At 62.6% G+C, this 22,892-nt stretch carries 19 protein-coding genes and 1 tRNA gene; 11 read left to right on the forward strand and 9 right to left on the reverse strand.

The window, feature by feature from the left end:
- Nucleotides 1-7: 7 nt before the first annotated feature.
- A complete protein-coding gene (locus tag JQ635_RS19485; RefSeq protein ID WP_211411436.1) occupies nt 8-3,394 on the reverse strand; it encodes a PAS domain-containing sensor histidine kinase in 3,387 nt (1,128 codons plus the stop codon).
- A gap of 705 nt (nt 3,395-4,099) precedes the next feature.
- Between JQ635_RS19485 and JQ635_RS19490 the strand changes: the two genes are divergently transcribed.
- From JQ635_RS19490 to JQ635_RS19500, 3 genes are all read left to right on the forward strand, one after another.
- The gene (locus JQ635_RS19490) at nt 4,100-4,534 is read left to right on the forward strand and encodes a phasin (RefSeq protein WP_211411437.1); all 435 of its coding nucleotides are present in this window, start codon (nt 4,100-4,102) and stop codon (nt 4,532-4,534) included.
- 307 nt (nt 4,535-4,841) lie between these two features.
- Nucleotides 4,842-4,918 (forward strand) — tRNA-His (locus JQ635_RS19495).
- A 181-nt stretch (nt 4,919-5,099) separates the two neighbouring features.
- Nucleotides 5,100-5,471: a hypothetical protein gene (locus JQ635_RS19500; protein WP_211411438.1), complete on the forward strand. Its 372-nt coding sequence runs from the start codon at nt 5,100-5,102 to the stop codon at nt 5,469-5,471.
- A gap of 260 nt (nt 5,472-5,731) precedes the next feature.
- Here JQ635_RS19500 and JQ635_RS19505 read toward each other — a convergent pair whose 3' ends face one another.
- Nucleotides 5,732-6,511, reverse strand: coding sequence for a hypothetical protein (locus JQ635_RS19505; RefSeq protein WP_211411439.1), 780 nt, complete (start codon nt 6,509-6,511; stop codon nt 5,732-5,734).
- Nucleotides 6,512-6,735: 224 nt separating this feature from the next.
- Nucleotides 6,736-6,897 carry a hypothetical protein gene (locus JQ635_RS19510; RefSeq protein WP_211411440.1) on the reverse strand — a complete coding sequence of 54 codons (162 nt, stop codon included), beginning with the start codon at nt 6,895-6,897 and terminating at the stop codon, nt 6,736-6,738.
- Between the two features lie 309 nt (nt 6,898-7,206).
- Between JQ635_RS19510 and tenA the strand changes: the two genes are divergently transcribed.
- Nucleotides 7,207-7,881, forward strand: coding sequence for a thiaminase II (gene tenA / locus JQ635_RS19515; protein ID WP_211411441.1), 675 nt, complete (start codon nt 7,207-7,209; stop codon nt 7,879-7,881).
- 417 nt (nt 7,882-8,298) lie between these two features.
- A complete protein-coding gene (locus JQ635_RS19520; RefSeq protein WP_211411442.1) occupies nt 8,299-9,066 on the forward strand; it encodes an outer membrane protein in 768 nt (255 codons plus the stop codon).
- 42 nt (nt 9,067-9,108) lie between these two features.
- Here the strand turns inward: JQ635_RS19520 and JQ635_RS39225 are convergent, their stop codons facing one another.
- Nucleotides 9,109-9,243 carry a hypothetical protein gene (locus JQ635_RS39225; protein ID WP_283826894.1) on the reverse strand — a complete coding sequence of 45 codons (135 nt, stop codon included), beginning with the start codon at nt 9,241-9,243 and terminating at the stop codon, nt 9,109-9,111.
- Nucleotides 9,244-9,522: 279 nt separating this feature from the next.
- Here JQ635_RS39225 and JQ635_RS19530 point away from each other — a divergent pair, with 279 nt between their 5' ends.
- The 4 genes from JQ635_RS19530 to JQ635_RS19545 all read left to right on the forward strand — a co-directional run bounded on the left by JQ635_RS19530 (nt 9,523) and on the right by JQ635_RS19545 (nt 13,279).
- Entirely contained in the window at nt 9,523-10,962 is a 1,440-nt protein-coding gene (locus tag JQ635_RS19530) for an IS1182 family transposase (protein ID WP_211411443.1), read from the forward strand.
- A gap of 63 nt (nt 10,963-11,025) precedes the next feature.
- Nucleotides 11,026-11,628: a 2'-5' RNA ligase family protein gene (locus tag JQ635_RS19535; protein ID WP_349631872.1), complete on the forward strand. Its 603-nt coding sequence runs from the start codon at nt 11,026-11,028 to the stop codon at nt 11,626-11,628.
- A gap of 46 nt (nt 11,629-11,674) precedes the next feature.
- Complete coding sequence (locus JQ635_RS19540; protein ID WP_246583647.1) at nt 11,675-12,094, forward strand: hypothetical protein; 420 nt, start codon at nt 11,675-11,677, stop codon at nt 12,092-12,094.
- A 552-nt stretch (nt 12,095-12,646) separates the two neighbouring features.
- On the forward strand, nt 12,647-13,279 hold the full coding sequence (locus JQ635_RS19545) for a helix-turn-helix domain-containing protein (RefSeq protein ID WP_246583658.1): 633 nt from the start codon (nt 12,647-12,649) through the stop codon (nt 13,277-13,279).
- Nucleotides 13,280-13,462: 183 nt separating this feature from the next.
- On the opposite strand, the gene JQ635_RS19550 is transcribed toward JQ635_RS19545, so the two are convergent.
- Nucleotides 13,463-13,795: a nuclear transport factor 2 family protein gene (locus tag JQ635_RS19550; RefSeq protein WP_211411445.1), complete on the reverse strand. Its 333-nt coding sequence runs from the start codon at nt 13,793-13,795 to the stop codon at nt 13,463-13,465.
- Nucleotides 13,796-13,960: 165 nt separating this feature from the next.
- Between JQ635_RS19550 and JQ635_RS19555 the strand changes: the two genes are divergently transcribed.
- Nucleotides 13,961-18,148, forward strand: coding sequence for a LuxR C-terminal-related transcriptional regulator (locus tag JQ635_RS19555; RefSeq protein ID WP_211411446.1), 4,188 nt, complete (start codon nt 13,961-13,963; stop codon nt 18,146-18,148).
- Nucleotides 18,149-18,239: 91 nt separating this feature from the next.
- Here JQ635_RS19555 and rpmG read toward each other — a convergent pair whose 3' ends face one another.
- The 3 genes from rpmG to JQ635_RS19570 form a co-directional block, all read right to left on the reverse strand.
- Nucleotides 18,240-18,407: a 50S ribosomal protein L33 gene (gene rpmG, locus JQ635_RS19560; protein ID WP_007603295.1), complete on the reverse strand. Its 168-nt coding sequence runs from the start codon at nt 18,405-18,407 to the stop codon at nt 18,240-18,242.
- Between the two features lie 124 nt (nt 18,408-18,531).
- A complete protein-coding gene (locus tag JQ635_RS19565) occupies nt 18,532-19,857 on the reverse strand; it encodes an LLM class flavin-dependent oxidoreductase (RefSeq protein WP_211411447.1) in 1,326 nt (441 codons plus the stop codon).
- A 182-nt stretch (nt 19,858-20,039) separates the two neighbouring features.
- Entirely contained in the window at nt 20,040-21,377 is a 1,338-nt protein-coding gene (locus JQ635_RS19570) for an amidohydrolase (RefSeq protein WP_211411448.1), read from the reverse strand.
- Between the two features lie 192 nt (nt 21,378-21,569).
- Between JQ635_RS19570 and JQ635_RS19575 the strand changes: the two genes are divergently transcribed.
- Complete coding sequence (locus JQ635_RS19575) at nt 21,570-22,121, forward strand: hypothetical protein (protein ID WP_211411449.1); 552 nt, start codon at nt 21,570-21,572, stop codon at nt 22,119-22,121.
- Here JQ635_RS19575 and JQ635_RS19580 read toward each other — a convergent pair.
- Complete coding sequence (locus JQ635_RS19580; RefSeq protein WP_211411450.1) at nt 22,118-22,867, reverse strand: NUDIX hydrolase; 750 nt, start codon at nt 22,865-22,867, stop codon at nt 22,118-22,120. The two genes, JQ635_RS19575 and JQ635_RS19580, sit on opposite strands and share 4 nt — an antisense overlap.
- Nucleotides 22,868-22,892: the final 25 nt, after the last annotated feature.

Below are 22,892 nucleotides of genomic sequence, written 5' to 3' on the forward strand. Positions count from 1 at the left end.
GCGCACCTCAAGCCCGCGCCGCCACCGGTGCGAACACCACTTCGATCAGCGTGCCGTGGCCGGCGCTCTTGATGTTGAACTGGGCGCGGTTGGCTTCCACCAGCGCCTTCGTCAGCGACAAATTGAGCGCGGAATTGTCCGCGGCGTCCCCGGGTGGCGGGGTGCGGAACGGCTCCATCGCGGCGGCGACCTCGCGCTCTGAGAGGCCATGGCCGGTGTCGCGGATGCGCAGCGCGATCTCGCCGCGGTCGGTCATTGCGGTGGAGACGATGACCTGGCCGCCGGCGCTGGCAAGCCGGATCGAGTTCGAGATCAAATTCATGGTGATCTGCCGCATCGCGCGCGCGTCCGCTGTGACCTGCGGCAGCGCATGCGCCAGCGAAGTGCGGATGATGATGCGCTCGCGGTTGGCCTGCGGCTGCATCACCACGACGCAGGCTTCGACGAGGTCGTTGAGGTTGAGGTTGGCGAAGGTGAGGTCGAGCTTGCCGGTCTCGATCCGCGACAGCTCCAGGAGATCGTCGATGATGGCGATGACGCGCTCGCCGGAGGCGCGGATGTCCTTCATGTACTCGCCGTAGCGCTCGTTGCCGAGCGTGCCGAAGCGCTCCGAGATCATCACCTCGGCGAAACCGATGATGGCGTTGAGCGGCGTGCGGATCTCGTGGCTGATCCGCGCCAGCATGTCGGCCTTGGCATTCGCCGCACCGTCGACGAGGCGGCGCGCCTGCGTCAGCTCGCTCTCGCCCTTCTTGCTTTGCGAGAGATCCCGGAACACGGCGAAGAAGTTCGGGCCGTCGGGCCGGGTGCGGCCCATGATCATTGCGAGCGGAATGACACCGCCCTTCTTCTCGCGGCCCAGCACCTCGCGGCCGTGGTCGAGCAGGCTCGCGATGTCCTGGCTCTTCACGCTGTCGAGATAGTCGGCGACGACCTGCTGGCTCTCGGGCGCGAACAGCGTCACCAAATTCTGCTCGAGCAGCGCATCGCCGTCATAGCCGAACAGCGCTTCGGCGCTGCGGTTGCAGGCGTGGATGTTGCCTTCGGCATCGAACATCACGATGCCCTCGGCGGTGGTGTCGAGGATCGCGGCGAGATCTTCCGCGTCGGCATCGCCGGCCGCAGGCTCGAGATCGGGCGCGTAGGGGAAGGACTCGGGGACGATGGGCTCGGCAACAACGGGCGGCGCAGCGACAGCGGGGGCAGCGGGTGCGGCTTGCGGCAGCGCGCAGATCAGCGCATGCGCGCTGTCGCCGTCCCAGTCGATGCTGTGCAGATGCGCTTCGGTGGTCGGCAGCGGCGCTTCGCCATTGGCAAGCGTCGCGCTGATCGTCACCGGCGTGCCGCCTTGCGATGTGCTGCTGGCCGATGACACGCCCGGTTCGACATAGAGCGCGTCCAACCCGCCGGCATGCTCCAGCGCCGTGATGCTGGCATAGCCCATGCGCGCGAGGAACGCGGGGTTGGCGTAGAGCAGGCGGTCGAGGCGATAGATCAAAATGCCCGTCGGCAGCAGGTCGAGCAGCGTGCGGTCGCGCATGCTGGCGCCGCGTGCCGGCGGCGCGGGCTCGGTCAGCCATTCGGCCGGTGCGGGCGGCGGCAGAGGTTCAGGCTCGGACAGCAGCGGCTCGGGCGCACTCTCAGCAGCCGGCGGCTCGGCGCCGGCGGCTGCGATGCTCTCGCGCTCGCGTTCGAGCCGCTCGGACAATTGCCTTGCGAGCTCGTTGAACGCGCTGTTCTCGACCGGCGTCAGCGTCGGCGGTCTGGTGTCGCCGGGGCTGCGGAACGGCACGACGTTGGGAGGCGTTTCCACTGGCGTTTCCGGATCGGTTGGGTGTGAATTCGCTTCGGTGATGGGCTCGGGCAGTTCAGGTTCAGGTGTCGGCTCAGGCTCAGGTAGCGGCGGCTCGATCGGCGGCGGCGCCGCTGCCTCCGGTTCATGCTCCGGCTCGACGCTATCGGCGGACAGGCTTTGCGGCGCGTGTGGCTCGACGAACAGCTCGAAGCGCCTGAGCGCATCGAGCCGGTTGAGGCCGTCGAGATCGCGGCAGACGCCAAAGCCCCGAAAGCCCGCAAAGTTGCGATCGCGGTCGTAGATCGGCAGGCCTGCGAGCTCGACCGGCAGATGCTCGCCGCCGTCGGCCGGCCAGTTCACGGTGATCCCGGCCCAGGTGTCGTGGCTTTCGAGCGCCTGCGCGACGCGTCCCTCGGGATCGAGCGAAAACTGGTCGGCGATCTCGCGCCAGGGGCGGCCGAAGCCGGCGGCGGTGTGCGCGCCCATCAGGCGGATGAAGTCGTCGGAACCGAGCACGAAGCGGCCCTCCGCATCCATCTGCCAGAGGAAGCGCAGCGGATGCTGGCGCGGTGGCTCTGCGGGAGCGGGCGGAGGCTCGACCATGCCTGATGTGATCGGCGCGGCCTGCGGCGACACAATGGCTGCGTGCGGGTTTTCAACCGGAGTCTTTGGCGCGATGTCGCTGGCTTCGGTCGTTTCTGCGGCAGGCTCCTCAGGTGCGACGGCGTCCTGGATCGACACGATCTCCTCCGCCGGCTCGCTCGCCGCGATCGTCTCGGCCGGTTCGGCAAAGGCATCGAACAGCGGGATTCCGGAGGCAAGCTGCACATCGTCCGGCACCGTGGCCGCAGGGACAGGCGCGTCGGGCGCGGGCTGTGCGGCCGCTTCGCGCGCACTCTCCTGCACCGCTTCGGGCGCAGCATCCGCGGCCACCTCCGCCGCCTGCGCGGCAACCGGCTCGATCAGCGCGACCAGGCCGACATCGGCCCCTAGGCCGACCCGTTGCAGCACCATCTGCCCGAGGCCGATCGGCGTCTCGACGCGGCCTTTAGCCAGCGCATCGCTGCGGGCCTGTTCGAGGCCGGCCTCGCCGAGGTCGCGGAAGCCGAGCAGGGAGCGCGCGGCCTCGCTGGCGCCGACGAACAATCCGTCGGGCGCGAACGCCGCCATCGGCACGTTCGCGGCTTCGACCAGGCGATGCAGCCGCTCGACCAGCGGCATGGCTTGTCCCGTCGGGTCCAGCGCGGTGACGAGCACGCCGTTCTTGCCGTCGGCGAAGTCGAGCCGCGCGCAGGCGCAGGTCATGAGCGTGCCGAGCCGGGCGCCGAAGCCGCGCAGCCGCTCCAGCCGCACCGCGCCGCTTCCCGGCAGCTGGCGGGCGAGCCGGGCCACCTGGCGGCGATGGCTGTCGGCGGGGCCGAAGATCTTCTCTGCTAGCGCTGTGGCATGGGCCGCGCCGAACAGTCTGGCGCCGACCGGATTGGCCCACAGCACGCGGGTGCCGTCGACCGCGAAGAGCCAGGTGGCGAGCTGCGAGGTCGCATGCACGGCCAGCCGCGGATCGCCCACGCCTCGCAACTGGAAATCCGAACTACTCATCCAACCGGCTTCACGTCTCGCTGTCGGCGTCTCGTTGGGGCGGCTGCCGGAATGACAGCCTTAAGAAAGGGTTAGTATTGCCCGCGGGCGCGGGCAGGTCCACGGCCCCGACTGGCGGAGAGCGGCCGAAAGCCGCGATAACCTTAATGGTGCCACCCAAGCAAGCCGCAGGCCCGCTGCATCCGCAGGATTCGCGGGGGGTTTTGGTCCGCCTCTCCCGCTTGCGGGCAGGACAATCGCATATTGCGTGCACGATGCTGCGGCATCGGCGCTGGGGCTCCCTCTCCCGCTTGCGGGGGAGGGCTGGGGTGGGGGTGTCTCCGCATTGGGGTTGTAGAGGATTGTGGTGGACGTCTCTCGTCATCGGGGCTGTCCCATCGCGGAAGCACCCTCTCCCCAACCCTCTCCCGCAAGCGGGAGAGGGAGCGGACCGCCTGCATGCTTCGGCACGCCACTACCTCAACCTCGGGTTCCCCTGCCCGGGAACCTCACCCTCACCGGGATTAAATTTCGCGATGCACCCCCGGATCGCGTTGCGTTGCACAATGTTGACATGATAGGCAGCAATATTACTGGGGCGCAGCCAAACCATCTCGTTTGTTTCGCGTTTCCAGTCTTCGTACCCGCTGAATTCAGGTCCGCAAATCGAGGGCCGGCGGGCGCGCCGGAAGGCACTGCTCTTTTTCCAAATCGTGAGGGACAACCATGACAGGTGCGACTGATCCGTTCTCTGCCTCGATCATTCCGTTCGAGGTTCCCGAGCAGATGCGTGCGTTCGCCGAAAAGGGCGTGTCGCAGGCCCGCGAGAGCTACGCCAAGTTCAAGGATGCGGCCGAGACCCACAACGGCACCGTCGAGGCCGTGTTCACCTGCGCCAGCAAGGGCGCGAGCGAGTACACCGCCAAGCTGGTCGAGTTCATGAAGGCCAACTCCACGGCCTCGCTGGACTTCGCCCAGGAGCTGCTCGGCGCCAAGTCGCCGTCGGACGCGTTCGCGCTCTGGAACGGCCATGCCCGCAAGCAGCTCGAGACCTTCCAGGCCCAGGCCAAGGAGCTGGTCGAGATCAGCCAGCGCGTCGCCAATGAGACCGCCGAGCCGATCAAGGCCAGCGCCGCGAAGTTCTACAAGCCCGCCGCCTGAAGCGGACAGGTCGGTTTGAGTTGAGAGACCCGGGCCGAAAGGCCCGGGTTTTTCTTCACCTCTCCCGCTTGCGGGAGAGGCCGGGAGAGGGTTCTCTCCCCACGGGGAGTGTCGCCGCCAAGCGGGCGAGGCTCAGCACTTGATGGTCACCATCCGGCCCGAATTCGTCGGGCTGAGTATGATTTCCGCTGTTTTTTCGTCCGTTTGCGGCCTTGCCAAACGGAGCCGTTGCACCTAGTTTCCGCCCCGTCCAGCCCCCCTCGGTGACCGGCCTTTTCAAGGCGCCCCCCGGGCGGCTCGCAAGGATGCAGTTGTAGCTCAGTTGGTTAGAGCGCCTGTCTGTGGAACAGGAGGTCGGTGGTTCGAGCCCACCCAACTGTACCAATAAAATCAACTACATAGCTTCGTGGCTGATCTGTTCGATCTATTTGGGTAGCGATTTAGGTATCGCGCGAACGACGTTGCGCTGGATGATCTCTGCATCTTCTCTGTGGTTCTACTAAACGACCGTTGGAAGCTTCCATTTGCCCGCGTAGATTGTAGCAAGTGGGCAGAGGAAGCGAGAATGAGCGAGGAAGATGTAGCGGAGGCCGTCACAGAGGCTCCCGCGAAGAAGAGACGGCCGGAAAAAAACAAAAAGAAGGGCGCCAAGGCCCGTCGATCTTTGAAGGGGAAGAAGCAGGCCGTAGGCAGCACCACGGCCAAGTTTCCACGCCACAGCGTGGATAAAGCGCTTCGTATTCCAAGAGCGATAATAGACCAGAATGCCGGACACGATTGTACTGACGCGGAAAGCGCCACGTTCGTCGGCGTCGGGTTCAATGGCCCCTTCAAGGTGGAAGTGAGCTCATCGATCAAATACGGATTTCTCTCACGTCCGGGCGCAGGGAGGATTCAGCGGCGGCCGAGACCGGATCGTCATCGTATGCTTGTTTGATGAAGTCCGGATCAATCGATGGGTTCATTACCTCTGTAGAGGCTTGCCACACCAGTATACGCGGATCATCTTTACCGAAATGTTGTCGATATCGATTGGACAGCACGCCCCTGCGAGCATATGGGCTTGATGCCAAGAGGAGCATAGACGTCGGGATCGTTGCCATTCCGGGCTTGATCGCGTTGATCACCTCGGCATCCGGATTTGCTCCTTCATCCGACCAGAACGCTATGCCACGGTTGCTCTCCCAAGGATGGCGATCAGCAACGGGTGAGATAACGGCAGACCACTTCGCGAGCGAAGCGCAGGCGGCGGTTGGCATAGGCGCGGCCGCCATAGAGGCGGAAGTCAACAAACGTGGCAAAGGCCACGACGCCTTCAGTGATCGACATCGTGTAGGTGCACTGGAATACAGGGTTCAGCTGTGCCTCGCACCTCACTGAAAAAAACTCGTCGTCGGATCCGCCGACGTAATAGGAGAAGCTGGAGACGCCCCGATAGTGCGCCAAACCTTCAAAGCTCTCGTCTTGGCGATTCGGTGCGGACCGCTTAACGTTGGCACGTACATCAGCGGCATAGGCTTCATTCGGCTTTGTGCTGGGACTGATCTGGAGCGAGGTCTGCTCAGCGCGCATGAGCTGGCCGGCGGCCGTGCGGTCAAGGCTATCTCGCCGTGATCGCTCCTCCACCGCCATGCTCCAGGCCTCACCGCTACCGTCAGCAAACATGAGTTCGACCTCGTTCGAGCTCAGCTGCGAAGGCAGCGACCCTTCACTGCTGTGGGGCGCGCGATTGACAAAAACCACATAGGCCCGCGGCACGACGAGGTCCGGGAAGCTGCCCTTGCCGACAACATCGTTGACAAGGCTGATCCGGATGGGGGTCCTATCAAGCGAGAAGTGGAGGTAATCAGCTCGACCCAGATTGGGAACGGCGTCCGCATGGGCAGGATCGGCGCAGAAGCCGCCCAGCACCCTCAGTGCGACCGCTACGAACGCTAGGCCCATGTGACGGCCCATCCGCGTCACGACGTATGACACTGTAACCTCCAGTTGAGACTACATTGCATCGCCTACCCTTAACGAAGGCTTGATCTTTGAGCATGTCGAGAAAGAGCGCCGAAACCAGTGACCGCTTTGGGTCAGAAGGCGGCATGGGGCGAGCCCGTCAGTGTGCCCGCTGCTGGGTCCGAAGCGGACCATGGAGGAGCGTTCCGCGTCGGATGGCACTCATCGCTTGCCTGACATCCCTGTGACGGAAGGGATTAGTCGTGATGCGGCCCAACATACTGCCCCGGTTTGTTGACCCGAGCGACCACCGCCGCATGAAGTTCATCGAAGCTTTGCTCGAACAGCTCGAAATATCGGTCGATCTCGTTTGAAAGCTTTTCTGAACCCAGATCGGTATTCGTGCTCTTTGACGCCATCTAAAGGATTTACCGTGCTCGCGTTGAAATTGTGCTTTGCTAATCCGTATACCTTATTCATAAGCCCAAGTCTCTTCACCGCACGATCACCACCATCACCGGCAACGCCGCTGATACTGGACCGCGAAGATGTAGGCGTTGGCGCCAGAATTACGGTGACAGTGCACCAAACTTTCGACGCGGGGAGGGTCCTATCCGCAACGCTCAAAGCCAGTTTTGTGCGCAGTCACCATAGCTCCCCGGTTCGCAATGCGATATCGGTAGCGAGCCAAAGACGTTCATGGACAAGCAAGCCAGGCGGAAAAGATCGTGAGTTTCTTCGAGCGTCTTAAGACAGAAGCATCCGCTGAGTGGCGGGCCTACACCGAACATCCCTTCACGAACGGATTGGCAGACGGCTCGCTCCCCGAAGCGGCGTTTCGTCACTACCTCGTTCAGGACTACCTGTTCCTCATCGAGTTTGCTCGCGCGTACGCGATCTCGGTCTACAAGTCGCCCAGACTTGCCGACATGCGTGAAGCAGCGGCCGGCCTGTCGGCCATCCTCGATGTCGAGATGAACCTGCATGTGAAGCTCTGCGCCGATTGGGGTCTGTCCCCCGCCGACCTTGAACAGACCCCTCCGGCGGCCGAGATGCTGGCCTATACACGCTACGTGCTCGACGCGGGAATGCGCGGCGATCTGCTGGCACTCAAGGTGGCGCTTGCTCCCTGCGTGATCGGGTACGCCGAGATCGCAACGCGGCTCGCCTCGCGCCCCCACGCGGACGCCGCGACGAACGCCTACCGCGTCTGGATCGCCGAGTACGCCGGCGTGCCGTACCAGGAGGTCGCAGCCAAAGCGCGGGCGCAGCTGGAGCATCTCGCCGATCTCTACGCCACGCCAGCCCGCGAGGCAGAACTGACTGCGATCTTCAAGGAAGCAACCCGGCTCGAGGCAGACTTCTGGGAGATGGCCTGGCGCGCGGGCCAGCGTGCTCAATAGCCCTTTTGGCAGTCGTCATTACGGTGTGTACTAAACTCCTACTGCACGGCACGCGCTATCTGAAGCGCTGGTCAAGGTGCAATTCCCACGATCGCGTCGAAGCCTTCACGCCGTAGAGCCTAAGCGCTCCCGTCGGCCACAGGCGCGTCCGTACAATCGTTTTGGTGCGGGCAATCGGGACTGCATCATCCGAACGAACGATCGGTTCAGTCCGTCAAGCTGAAGCCCCGCGCGCGCTGCTGCCGGGCCAGCGCCCGCGTGTCAATTCTGCAACGCCACCGAAGATTGCGACGGCCTCCCACGTTCGAATGACGCGCGTGGCGTGATTTCGCGGCTTCCTGCCCGCGCCTCGGACGAGAGGTTGAAGTCCGGGCATCGGCGACCACAGCCAAACATTTGTCCACTGGGAGACTGACGATGAGAAACACATTCGCGGCTGCGGTCGCTCTGTTGATGGCTGCCACGGCAGCGAGCTCTGCGGCCGACGTCGGCCCGGCGCGCTTCAAGGCTGCGCCTGCGGCGATGGTGTATAGCTGGACGGGCTTCTACATCGGCGGCAATGTCGGCGGCGGCATGGCGTCATCCCATTTCGACGATCCCTGCTTCTACTGCTCCTCCGCGACCCCCACGGGCGGCTTCTTCACCGGCGGCGCGCAGGTCGGCTACAACTACCAGTTCGGTCGCGGCCTGATCGGCATCGAAGCAGACATCAACGGCAACGGCGGCTTCAAGGACTCCGTGATCGGCGGTGATGACTCCAGGATCTTGAGGGTTGGTCTCAAGGCGGATACCAGCGGCACGATCCGGGCGCGCGCCGGCCTCGTCGTCGACAACGTCCTTGCCTATGTGACGGGTGGCGCAGCCTGGGCTGATGTCAGGCAGACCGGGACAGAAATCAACAATCTCGTTCAATTCGCGAACTTTGGAACGCCCACCGGAGTCACGGCCAATGGCAGTGGCCTTCTCTGGGGCGGCGTGGTCGGCATAGGCGTCGAATATGCGCTGGATGCGAACTGGATCATTGGCGGCGAATTCCTGCATACGATGTATCAGGATAACGATGCGATCATTCGCCGTGCCGATGGCACCGGCGCCTGCCTGGGCAGACCCGATGCGAATTGCAGCATCCGCAACCAGCTCACGACCGACGTTGCGCGCGTGAGGTTCAGCTACAAGTTTCAGTAGCCGCCGCTATACCTCGAATTATTGGAACGGGGGCGGGCCGAACTACCTCGCCCCCGCAACGATCATCACCACGACCAGCAGCGTGGCCGAGCCCGTCTGCTTGCGGCCGACAAACTCCATCTGCAGGATGCCGCAGAGCCAGAGCAGCGGCGTGTTCACCGACAGGATCAGTGCCATCGGCCCTGCGGGCCTCAACGCCCTGCGCCGAGAGCGTCATGGGAATGCCGAGCATCACCATGTTGCCGTAGACCGGATTACGGTCACAGTGCACTAGACTCTCGATCCTGCATGGCGCGCGCTATCGGCAGCGCTGGTCAAGGCCTGTTTTGTCACCGTAACCCGTAACTCGAGAAGCGGACGAGGCCAGAGCAGTCCAGCAAGTCTCGTTTTGACCCTGGCTGTGTGAAAACGCTGGGCTGCTGTTATGATTCTCCTGTGATTCTTTTGGGGGAATCGATGAGGCGCTTTGTTGAGGAGGCGGATCGTGGGCAGCGGACGCTATTGCCCGAATGCCTCGATGATTTCATTGACGAGAGCAACCCCGTTCGCGTGATCGACGTGTTTGTCGGTGCGCTGGATTTGGCTGAGATGGGCTTTGAGGGGGTGGACCCAGCCGCAACCGGCCGGCCCTCGTACCACCCGTCGGTTCTCTTGAAGCTTTACACCTATGGCTATCTGAACCGAGTGCAATCGAGCCGGCGGCTCGAGCGAGAAGCGGGACGCAATGTGGAGCTGATGTGGCTGTTGGGCCGGCTGGCGCCCGATCACAAGACGATCGCAGACTTCCGCAAGGACAACGGCGTGGCGCTTCGCAAGGTTTGTGCCCGTTTCGTCGAGCTTTGCCGCGAGATGGGTCTTCTCGCGACGGCGAGCGTTGCCATCGATGGGAGCAAGTTCAAGGCCGTGAACAATCGGGACAAGAACTTCACAAAGGCGAAGGTGCAGCGGCGGCGGGCTCAGCTTGAGGAGAGCGTCGCGCGCTACCTAAGCCAACTTGACACGGCGGACCGGCAGGAGCCGACGGAGGCGCTGGCTGCGAAGGTGACAAGGCTCACCGAGAAGCTGACGAAGCTGAAGGAAGAAATGGGTAAGCTTGCCGTCTACGAGAAGCAAATGCATGCTTCGCCTGACCAGCAAATCTCGCTGACCGACCCCGACAGCCGTTCGATGGCGACGAGCGGCCGCGGCTCTGGCGTCGTTGGCTACAACGTGCAGGTCGCCGTGGACACCGAGAACCATCTGATCGTGACGCACGAGGTGACGAACAGCGGCTCGGATCGGGCACAACTTGCTAATATGGCCAAGCAGGCGAAGGCTGTTCTGAAGACTGAGGCGCTCGAAGCTGTGGCCGATCGCGGCTACTTCAACAGCCCGGAGATCCTCGCGTGCCACGAAGCAGGCATCACGGTAACCCTACCCAAACCGCTGACATCGGGTGCTAAGGCCGACGGACGCTTCGGTAAACAGGACTTTGCCTATCTGCCAGAGGAGGATGCCTATCGCTGCCCGGCCGGGGAGCGGCTGCCCTATCGCTATACGAACGAAGAAGACGGCAAGATGCTGCGGCGCTACTGGACCACGGCCTGTCAAAGCTGTTCGATCAAGTCCCAATGCACGCCGGGGTCAGAGCGGCGGATTACACGGTGGGAGCACGAGCACCTCCTTGATGCTGTGCAGCAGCGCCTCGACGCCAACCCAGAGGCGATGCGCCAGCGTCGAGAGACAGTTGAGCACCCATTCGGCACAATGAAGGCCCGCATGGGGGCGACACACTTCCTGACGAAAACACTTCCAAAAGTAGCCGCCGAGATGGCGCTCTCGGTCCTGGCCTACAATCTGACCCGGGTCATGAACATCGTCGGGATCAGGCCGTTGATCGCTGCGATCGCGGCCTGAGCCCCACGCATTTGGCTCTCAGAGACGATCTCCTCCAAGACGTTTTTACACGACCAAGACCCATTGCGGACCTTCGACCGGTCGATCAAGATGACGGACTTTCTCAGCTTGGGCGAGACCTCGATGGCGGTCGCTATTAATATCCGAGCCGACAACGTTTCGGCGGACGCGATAGAACGCCTGTGGGACCAAGTTGCGGTTTTTGAGGATGAGCCGTCGATGCGCGTCCTGGCTTACCGGCCACATTTGACATTCGCCATCTATGATTCGCCTGAAATCGAAGAGAAGACCGCGTGGGAAGCGATGCTCCGCGCAACTGCAGGCGGAACACAGCTGTCCATCGCTTTCAGACGGATTCGGTGGTTCGTAGGCCCGCCTCTCGTGCTATGGGCTGAGCCTGAAGAGAGTTCAACCCTCAGAAGGTGGCACGCTTCAATCAGCGTGGCCATCAACCCGACCCATTGCCGCCCGCACTATCGACCCGGCGCTTGGACGCCCCATTGCACACTTGGGACACGCATCGCCGATGGAAAGAGCAAGGGCGCCATCGCCTACGCGGAGTCATTCGACCGACGGATCGAAGTTACTTTCAACGTGGTCGATTGCGTCACTTTTCCACCGGTGCGGATCGTTGCACAGCAGGAACTGCCGAAGGACGCTCCATAAGCCATTGAATGTCTGTCTCGCCAATGAGCCACGCAGAAATTAACGTTTGGCGATCAACATGCTCAGCATGGGTTCAGAGCAATCTCCTCAACTGCCCTATTTGGGGCACAACGGTAGAGAACTCGGCCTCATGCTGAGGGGCACGAAACCTCTCGCCTACTTCCTGAATTCTGTTCGCTGCGAGTTCGACGTCAATATTCGATACTGGCGGATGTTCGACAGACATGTTGCTGCAGGCCGGTTGATAGGATGCGAAGTATTTGAAGTCATCGATGACCTGCCATATCGAAGGCTGCTCTACGCGTTACCCGGCCACGCGTGGCGGATAGATGCAATGCTGATGCTTCTAAAAGAACTCGAAGCGTGGACCGAAGACCACGAACGACGTTCTTGCGAATTGCTTGGCTACGAGGGCTGGCAGATTGACTATTGGCTGGCGCATCGTCGGTCGCGTTCGGATGCTTAGTCAGCTCCTGGCCCATTGTGATATCGAGGGAGCCGGCATCGACGTCGCCTTCCGCGCGCATAGTGGACGCGACAATTTTGAGGATTGCGGACGACGTAGTCGGGGCAGCAGACGCAGGGCCTTATGGGGCAAGGGAGCCGCCATGGCCTGGCGCATCGGCGTGGCGCTCGGCCTTGCCGGCGGCATCGTGCAGGTCGCGTTCGCGCTGATCCGGCGGTCGCAGGCGCCGACGCCCGCGCTGCGGACGGCGTAGGGGCGATTCGCCGCACCCTGATGCCTGTTTGATCTCGATCAATGGTCCGCCTTTCCGCTGACCTAGGGAAGCTGTTGCGTAGCCCCACTACGCGCCCAACCCAAAGCCGTCGGCTTCCCCAAGGGCTGGCGGCTTCCTTTTGCCCGGCTTCTCCGGAAAGCCTTGGACAACGCGCCGGGCGATTGCTAGTTTTTCCCGAGTTTGCGACGGATCAATCCCGCCTCTCCGTATCTGCCTAGCATGTGCTCAACCTTCAGGGAGGGCGAACGATGCTGGTGAGGATCAACACCGCACCCCGTATGCCGATTGACGGGCAGCTAGCTGCTCTGGCCAGTGAGCGAATGCTCAGCGAATTCAGGTATCGCAGGGGCTCCGAGATTTTTGGCGAGCGCGAAGAGCCCGAATACGTCTACCAGATCGTCTCCGGCGCCGTGCGCACCTACAAGCTTCTCCCGGACGGCCGCCGTCAGATCAACGCGTTCCACCTGGTCGGCGACATGTTCGGATTCGAAAACGAGACAACTCACCGTTTTACGGCTGAAGCGATCGTCGAAACCCATGTCCACCTCATGCGGCGCACTAGCATTCTGGAAGCGGTGCGAAATGGAGGCGCGGGTGCCAAGGACCTCATCAAATTCGTCACCCAAAATCTTCAACACGCCGAGAGCCATATGCTTCTCCTCGGCCGCAAGACATCGCTCGAGCGGGTGACGGCATTCCTACTCGAAATGGATGAACGGCTGCAGCATCCGGACGTGATGATTTTGCCGATGAATCGCCGCGATATCGCCGATTATCTCGGACTGACCCTGGAAACCGTGTCCCGGGCTCTTTCGATCCTTCGAGACGAGGGACTGCTGCGCTTTGATGGAAATAGTCAGCGGCGGCTCGAACTGGTCGACCGTGGCGCTCTCGCGAAAATCGACGCCTGACGGCAGATATTGCCAGCCTGGCAAGCTTCTCTAACGTTGAATCTGGCGCCGCGCCGCGGGTCTAAAGCGCGATGAGATTTGGATGAATCGTCACCGCGCTTCAGGTTGTTGTTTACGCATGATCTTTCCGGAAAACCGCTTCACACTTTGCGCTATCGCAGCCCTGCGGGTCCGGATCATGCGCTAGTGGTGGGGAGGGCTGCAGTCCAGCTCCTTGATCCTCCCGGCATCGTCAAACGCAAAAAGCGCGCTCATGATGCCAGCACTGGTGACGTACGAGAGAATGGTCCCGTCGTCGTGCCAGGGATTGAGATCGTCCAATGTGCCTGCCGGATATTTTCGGAGGCGATCGACCCAATAGGCACGAAGTGCCTCGCGGCCGGTAATGGTTTTGACACAGCCGCAGCCGCAGTGAACCACGGCATCATCGGCATACATATCCAAGATCGCTTCGATATCGCCTGCGCGGTAGGCATCGAGCCAGTCAACCGCAACGCCCATCGGGTCAAAGGACATAATTCCTCACCTGCATACCGTCATAACCATACCGTCAAAACTGCAATTTTAGATCGGGCTAACCCCGCTAAGCCTCTTTCTCCAAACGATTAATTGTATTTTAATACCCCGTACCCGGCCCCGGCCATATGCCGAAGGACATAGAACCGGGCCGAGGCATATTTCATGTTAGACGTCATTGCGAAGCAGGGGTCCGCGTGCATCCGGCTTGTGATCGTCGATCGACAACCGATCGTTCTGCAGGGGCTGAAGTCGGTCTTCGGGGCACAGCAGGACTTCGACGTCGTCGCATCATCCAGCGACGGAGCGAGCTGCCTCGAAGCTATCAGGAATTTGAAACCCGACGTCGCGCTTCTTGCCGACACTCTGCCGGATCTGACGGTATCCGAGCTCCTCGCGATTGCTAAAGCTGAGAAACTTCCTACGCGCCTGGTGTTCTTTGCCGAGTCCGACACCGACCACGATTTGACCGCAGCCATCGCTGCCGGCGCCTGCAGCGTCATTTCGAAGTTCGCCTCGCCCGACACCATGCTGCAATCACTGCGGCTGATGACGAAGCGCTTCGTGGCGCCGGAGCAGTCCTATCCCTGGCCAACCGGCAAGGAAGCTGACGCCGGCAAAATTGAAAAGATGCTGGCGCAATTGACGCAGCGGGAGCGTCAAATTGCTCGGCTGGTGTCGGAAGGAAAGTCGAACAAGGAGATCGCGCGCCAGCTCGACGTTTCCCAGGGGACAGTCAAAGTCCACCTGTACAATATTTTCCAGAAGCTCGAGATCACCAACAGAACGGTGCTCGCGACCATCTCATTGCTGCAGCGTACCTCCGGCTTCGGCACGCTCGCGCTGGCCTTTCTGGCGCTCGCCATTGCGGACGAACTCAAGGCGGCGGAAGCGAACGACATGCTTCCGGATGACGACAGCATCGGCCATGCGGGAGAGCACGCCGAGTATGAGCCTTGGAAGAAGGCCATTCTCCGGCACCGCATCGCCTGGGAATCCAGCGAGACGCCCCCGCTCACCCAGAGAGACCTTTTTGCCAAGCTGGGCCAGGTCACGAACCCGGCAGCGGCAATCGAAGCGCTGCGCGCGGCCGAGCAATCTGTCGGCTCGAAACTGTGGAAAGACTACGGTCCTGTTGGATCGAGCACGCCCAATCTTCCTGCGCTGTTGCCGCGAGGAACCAGCGACACCCAGATTGGAGGTGACCCGGCCCCGGACCATCTCGTCCCGCGGCTTGCGTCCAATCCGATGTCGCTTCAGGGAGGGTATGGCACCTTCGCCACTCTCGCCGGGGCGTTGATCTACGCACTGCACGATCCCCATCTCGCCGCACAGGCGCATGAGGCGGGTAAAGCGTCGATCGACAGCTTTGCGGTCGTCACCGGAGAGAATGCGACCACAAAAGTGGCTGGGATCACCGATGCTGGCGCGCATCATGCAGGCAACTCAGCCCCGGCTTTCCCTTCGCACGATGCCCACCTGCCTTCCGCGTTCGTGAGCACCGGAGACGAAAGCGTCGCTGGAGAAGGCGCCCGGAGCCAAATGGCCCAAGGCGCTGTGGGTGACGCCGCGGGCGACAATCTCCAAAAAACTCCTGGCCTGGTGGACTCGGGTTACGATGCCGGCATTGGCGGAGATAGAAGCGATCAACCGATGGGCGGCAACGTCGATGAAAACGTTGCTCATCGCTCCCAGATCGATTCCAAGTCTACCTCGTCCGACTTGGTCTCCGATCTCGCATCCGGGTCGGGCAGGATCAATCTTGCGGCTTTCGGGGCGCTTGCCTGGCTGCATATGACGGCAGCAAGCAAGTCCATCCCGCCACATACCCTCGCCTGGATCTACAACGCCGCAAGCAATGAAACGATCGTCTATGTGAATGCGACCGATCGTAGTCTCGATATCGGCGATCACGGCCTGCTGGAAATCCATCTGCAGGGGATTGTGTCCATTGCGGAGTCGGATGTCATCGGCCAGCCGGAAAGCGCGGCTGTCGCGATCACCCTGGAGCAGCTCGAAGAAGCGTTGAAATCGGCGCTCGCAACCGATGAGGCTGTTCTGAGTACGGACAATGTCCATGCCATTGGCGGGGCGGGCGAGGGCACGGTCGAGACGGCTGGAATTTGGAACATTCTGGCCGACGACGGCTCGAGGTTCCAGTTCGGGCAGACCCGGACCGGCTTAGGGGCGTCGACGAGGTTCAGAAGCTTCAACAGCGATCCGACGGATGCAACGGAAGAGAGCGATGGCGCGTCTGCGGTGTCGGCTCACGCATCATCAACCGGGCTTGTTCACAGCGTGACGGTGACGGCAGCTGAAAATCTCACATTGAAGGGTGAGCCGATCAATGCAGGCACCGGCATTTCGTCGACCGGGCTGAACGAGATCGTTGGACCGAGCGTCGCGGCGGCCGACAGCGCAAGCCACGGTAACTCTGAGCACGCTTCGGAGCACGAGTCAGCAAAAGAGGCAGCCGCGGAGTCGAATGAAGCAGACTCCAAACCTGGCAACGGCGTCGGCAATGACAATGCGAACGATGGTTCGCAAGGGGCGGCGAAGAAGGCAGAAAAGGCAGAATCAAGCGGCGCGGAGCCCGGCAAATCCGAGCACGCAAACTCTGCAGATGCAGCCGCCACGGAGTCGAATGAAGCTGACTCCAAACCGGGCAACGGCGCCGGCAGTGACAATGCCCATGACGGTTCGCAGGGGGCGGCGAAGAAGGCAGAAAATGCAGAATCAAGCGGCGCGGAGCCCGGCAAATCCGAGTACGCAAACTCTGCAGATGCAGCCGCCACGGAGTCGAATGAAGCTGACTCCAAACCGGGCAACGGCGCCGGCAGTGACAATGCCCATGACGGTTCGCAGGGGGCGGCGAAGAAGGCAGAAAATGCAGAATCAAGCGGCGCGGAGCCCGGCAAATCCGAGTACGCAAACTCTGCAGATGCAGCCGCCACGGAGTCGAATGAAGCTGACTCCAAACCGGGCAACGGCGCCGGCAGTGACAATGCCCATGACGGTTCGCAGGGGGCGGCGAAGAAGGCAGAAAATGCAGAATCAAGCGGCGCGGAGCCCGGCAAATCCGAGCATGCAAGCTCTGCAAACGCGGCTGCCACGGCTTCGACTGAAGCAGACTCCAAACCTGGCAACGGCGTCGGCAATGACAAGAAGATGGCCGAGGCGGCCGACGAGGACCACGGCAACTCCGGGCACGATTCACAGCCAACCCCTGCAAGCGGACCGAAAGCAGCCGACGTTGCCGAAGCGGCCGTCGCAACGGCCGATAGTGCGAGCCACGGCAACTCGGATCGCGCTGCGGAGCCGGCGCCTGTAAAGGAAGCAGCCGCGGAGCCGGCTGAAGCTGATGCCAACCCGGGCAACGCCGTCGGCCATGACAAGAAGACGGCCGAGGCGGCCGACGAGGACCACGGCAACTCTGCGCACGATCCAGACTCCGCAAACGGACCGAAAGCAGCCGAAATCGCCGAAGCGGCGGTCGCAATGGCCGACAGCGCGAGCCACGGCAACTCGGATTGCGCTGCGGAGCCGGGGCCTGCAAAGGAAGCAGCCGCGGAGCTGACGGAAGCTGACTCCACATCGGGCAACGGTGGCGGCAATGACAACGCGCAACACGCTCCGGCTTCGGACGCCGCGAGCGCGCCAGCGGCAGTGCAGACGGCCGAAGCGGCCGACGTGGACCACGGCAACTCCGGGCACGATTTACCCTCAACCTCTGCGAACGCGCCGGATGCAGCCGGGACTGTCGAACCGAGCGTCGCAGCGGCCGATAGCGAGAGCCACGGCAACTCGGATCACGCGTCGGAGCCAGGGTCTGCAAAGACGGCTGCTACGGAGCTGGCTGACGCTGACTCCACACCGGGCAACGGTGTCGGTAATGACAAGACGACGGCCGAGGTGGCCGACGCGGACCACGGCAACTCGGGACACGATTCACAGTCAGCCTCTGTAAACGCACCGGACGCAACCGAGATCGTCGAACCAAGCGTCGCAAGCGGCGATAACGCCGGACACGGAAATTCGCAGCAGGTGGTGCAACCTGCCGCGATCGCATCAGAAGCCGCACAGCCGGCTCAAGCTGCGCCCGAGACCGGCGGCGCGGATCAAGACCTGGTGTTCCGCTTCGATGGCGAGGCGACGCCTTCCACTCCCGTCGCGGTCGTTGTGCCTCCGGTGCTCGACAGTCCGCCCGATACGCACGTACCGCCCGGTCAGGACAAGCACCTCGAGATCATCGTCCAAATAATGTCCAGTACACTGGACGACCACGCGACCAACCACGGCAATAGCGGTTCGCATCCTGCCACGGGACATGCGGCTCATGACTTGCTGATTTGAAGTGTAGGTGCGCGTCCTGTGATGGAGAGGGAGGCCAAAATAAAAACGGGGCCGTGAGGCCCCGTCAAAAGTCCTTCAGCGTTCCGCGATCTTACTTGATCTTGGCTTCGCGGAATTCGACGTGCTTGCGCGCGACCGGGTCGTACTTCTTCTTGACCAGCTTGTCGGTCATGGTGCGCGAATTCTTCTTGGCGACGTAGTAGAAGCCGGTGTCGGCCGAGGACACGAGCTTGACCTTGATGGTGACCGCTTTGGCCATGTTCTGAACCTCAGAAAATTGGGGAATCTGGAGCCGGCCAAACGGCCCGCGTTGGCCGGCAACCTAGCCAGAAACCGCCTGATGTCAAGGTTTTAGGGCCGGAAATCTACCCGAAACGGCCCCATTATGCCTCGAAGAAGCGGTTTTTCGGCCGCGGCAGGCCCAGATTCTCCCTCAAAGTGGCCCCTTCATACTCTTTGCGGAAAATCCCGCGCTTCTGCAGCTCCGGGACGACCTTGTCGACGAAATCGTCGAGGCCGGCGGGCAGGAACGGGAACATGATGTTGAAGCCATCCGAGCCGCGCCCGACCAGCCATTCCTCCATCTGATCGGCGATGGTCTTGGCGGTGCCGACGAAGGACAGGCCGCCATAGCCGCCGACGCGCTGGGCGAGCTGGCGCACGGTGAGCTTGTCGCGGGCGGCGAGATCGACCATGCGCTGGCGGCCGCTCTTGCTGGCATTGGTCTCGGGGATCTCGGGGAGGGGACCATCGGGATCGAAGCCGGAGGCGTCGGTGCCGAGGATGACGGAGAGCGAGGCGATGGCGCTGTCGTAATGCACGCGGCTGTCGAGCAGGGCGCGCTTCTCCTTGGCTTCATCGACGCTGTCGCCAACCACGACGAAGGCGCCGGGCAGGATCTTGAGATGTTCAGGGTCGCGGCCGACCTTCTCCATGCGGCCCTTGATGTCGGCATAGAGTTTTTGGCCGTCGGCGAGGCTGCCGCCGCCGGTGAACACCGCTTCCGCCGTCTCGGCCGCGAGCTGCCGGCCGTCCTCGGACGCGCCGGCCTGCACGATCACCGGCCAGCCCTGCACGGGGCGGGCGATGTTGAGGGGACCGCGCACCTTCAGATATTGGCCGTTGTGGTCGAGCGTGTGCATCTTCGCGGGATCGAAGAACAGCCCACTCTCGACATCGCGCACGAAGGCATCGTCCGCGAAGGAATCCCACAGGCCCGTGACGACGTCGTAGAACTCGCGGGCGCGCTTGTAGCGCTCGGCGTGCTCCATGTGGTCGTCGAGGCCGAAATTCAGCGCCGCGTCCGGGTTCGAGGTGGTGACGATATTCCACCCCGCACGGCCGCCGCTGAGATGGTCGAGCGAGGCGAAGCGGCGCGCGACATGATAGGGCTCGTCAAATGTGGTCGAGCCGGTCGCGATCAAGCCGATGCGCTCGGTGACGGCCGAGAGCGCCGACAGCAACGTGAACGGCTCGAACGAGGTCACGGTGTGGCTGCGCTTGAGCGCATTGATCGGCATGTTCAACACGGCCAGATGATCGGCCATGAAGAAGGCGTCGAACTTGCCGGCCTCGAGCTTTTGGATCAGCTGCTTGATGTGGCCGAAGTTGAAATTGGCGTCGGGCCAGGCCCCGGGATAGCGCCAGGCGCCGGTGTGGATGCTGATCGGGCGCATGAACGCGCCAAGCTTGAGTTGCCGTTGTGCCATCGCCCCGTATCCGTTCTGGGTGTCGTTCGCAAAGACATAGGGACGCTGAGGAACTCCGCCATTGGGATGGCCGAGAAGATTTTTTTGTTTTTCGATCAACTCTCAGCACGTTCGCGTCATTCCGGGGCGCCGCGTAGTGGCGAGCCGGAATCCATCGCGCGGCAGACACTGACGCGAGGGGTCTACTGCCCCCGTGCCCTTTGATCGAAGGCGCTCAGCACGGCGAGCGTCATCGCGGTGACGCCGGTCCGGATGGTCGGTTTCGGCACCGGGGCGAATTGCGGCGAGTGGTTGCCGGGAAGCGGCGGGCCGCTGCCGTTACGCGCGGCAGCGACGCGTTCGGGCTCATAGACGCCGATGTTGAAGAACATCGAAGGCACGCCGGCGTTGACATATTCCGAATAGTCCTCGCTGGTCGTGTTTGCAGGGCTGACGTTGAACTTGTCGCCGAAGGCCACTTTCAGCACCCGCTCGGCCTGGCCGACGACGGCGGCATCGTTCACCACCGCCTTGGTTCCCTCGTCGAGATGGATTTCGGGCGCCGGCGCATCCGCCATCGCCGCCACCGCCTTCGCCGTCCGCTCGATCCCGGCCAGCATCCTGGCGCGCACCTGCGGCTTGAAGCTGCGGATCGTGCCGATCACTCTGGCTTCGTCGGGAATGATGTTGCCGGCGGTGCCGGCGTGGATCGCGCCGATGGTGACAAGGCCGAATTCGGTCGGGTCCTTCTCGCGGCTGATCACGCTCTGCACGTCGACGACGAAGCGGGATGCCATCATCACGGGATCGATGGTCGCCTGCGGTATCGCGCCATGGCCGCCGCGGCCAAGGAATTTGATGAAGAGACCGTCGACATTCGACGATCCGACCCCGACTCTATAGTTCACGTAGCCGTAGGCGCCACTGCCGTCGTGCAGGGCAAAACCCGCGTCGGGCTTCGGAAAGCGGGTGAACAGGCCATCGTCGATCATCGCCCTTGCGCCCGTGACCTCTTCCTCCGCGGGCTGCGCGATGAACATCAACGTACCGTGCCACCGGTCCTTGAGGCCGACCAGGGTCTTCGCCGTGCCGACCCAGCTCGCCATGTGGATGTCATGGCCGCAGCTATGGGCGACAAATGTCTCGCGGCCCTGCCAGATCTGCTTGTCGCGGCTCGCATAGGGCAGGCCGGTCTTCTCCTCCATCGGCAGCGCATCGAGCTCGGTGCGAACCATGATGGTGGGACCGTCGCCGTTCCCAAAGATGGCAACAAGGCCGGTCTTGCCGACGCGCTCGGTGACCTCAAAGCCAATCGCACGCATCTCGGCGGCGAGTTTCGCCGCCGTCTTCTCTTCCTGGTAGGCAAGCTCGGGATGGGCGTGGATGTCCTTGTAGAGCGCGTCGAGCTTCGGATATTCGCTCTCGAAGGAGGTCTCGATCGTCTGCTTCAATCTGGCGACGTCGAGCTCCGCATGGGCAGGTGGCGAGAGCAGGCCGCACAACGCCACGGAAGCGAGCAGAGGCCTTACGAACCGCGTCATCCGATCCTCCAGTCGTTCAAGCGCCCTTTCGTTCACCTAGCACATCTCGTCGCATCTTGCCGCCATGGAAATGGAAGAACGGCACCGGCGCCCCGTGACGCAGGAGGCCGGTCGCAAGGCGTCGGAGGCGCCTCTTCGAACCAATCCGCCCCCTAGCCCCGACCAAGCCATGACCTCGTGAGGAGACCCGACATGGCCGGCGCAATGACAGTAGATGGCGGCATGGTTCGCATCGACCGCCCCATGCCCTGGGTTGGCCGGCTGCTGTCGCTGCCGCTGCTGGCAGCGAGCGGTTATCTCCTGTGGAATGTCGCGCTCGGACTGCGCCAGGATTTTTCCGGCTTCGGCCGGCTCGCCGACGACCTCGTGCCGGTGCTGGTGTTCACGGGGCTCGGACTGCTCGTCGGCATTCCCGGCCTGATCCTGCTCACCTTTCGCACTTTCGTCGTGCTCAACGAGACGCTGCGCCAGATCGTCATCACCAGGCAGTTCGGCCCGCTGAATTTTCGCAAGCACCGCAATCTCGCCGACTACCACTTCATTAGCATCACCGAGGACTATGATCCGGAGCTGACGGCCTACGACGTCAATCTATGCGGCAGCAAGGGTACCGAACCAATCAACCTGATGAGCTTCACGAAGCGTGATGACGCGGACAGGCTGGCGAGCGAGATCGGCCGCGTCCTCAAGCTGTCGGCGCGCGACTATGTCGGCACCGAGCCGGATGCGGACGAAGACGACTAGCTCAAAATGTCCTTCTGCATCTTGCCGCCGTAGAAATGGAAGAACGGCACCGGTGCATCGTGGCGGAGCGGCCCGGTGGCAAGGCGGGTGTCGAGCTCGTTGAGCACGTTGCGCGTCATCGGATGCAGATCGGCGAGGGGCTGCGAGCCGAGCTCGACCCAGACCAGCTCGACCAGCTCCGCGTCGGCATGGATCACGCCCTCGACGCGATGGGTGATCGCGGAGGCATCCGCGGTGAAGAAGCGCGTGTCGAACCGCTTGACGCGGCCAGGCGGGGTGATCGCGCGCGCGATCAGGAACAGGCTGGAGGGATCGGGCAAAAGGCCGGCATCCGCAAACGGCTTCCACGCGCCTTCGAGCCTGGCCTTGCCCTCCGCCTTGCGGCCGAGGCAGAGGCCGGTCTCCTCGCAGGCCTCGCGGATCGCGGCGATCGCCAGCGATTTTGCGCGCGAGGCCGGCGTCTTCGGGCTGCCTTTGGCGAGATTGGCTTCCAGCTCCGCGGTCATGGGCGCTGCAACCGGCACGCGGTAATCGTCTTTGTCGACACGGCCGCCGGGGAAGACGAATTTTCCGGGCATGAACACCACCTTGTCGTGGCGCTTGCCGACCAGGACCTTTGGAATGGAGCCGCTGCGATCGACCAGGATCAGCGTCGCGGCATCCTTCGGGCGAAAGTAAGGATGATGGTCGGCTTCCTTGCCCTCGTGGATCTTGGCCTTCTCTTCTGCCTGCGAAATATCCGTCATGTCCTCACCCAAACCGTTTCTTGCT

Origin of the sequence: Bradyrhizobium iriomotense, assembly GCF_018130765.1 — a bacterium.
Taxonomy (GTDB): Bacteria; Pseudomonadota; Alphaproteobacteria; order Rhizobiales; family Xanthobacteraceae; genus Bradyrhizobium; species Bradyrhizobium iriomotense_A.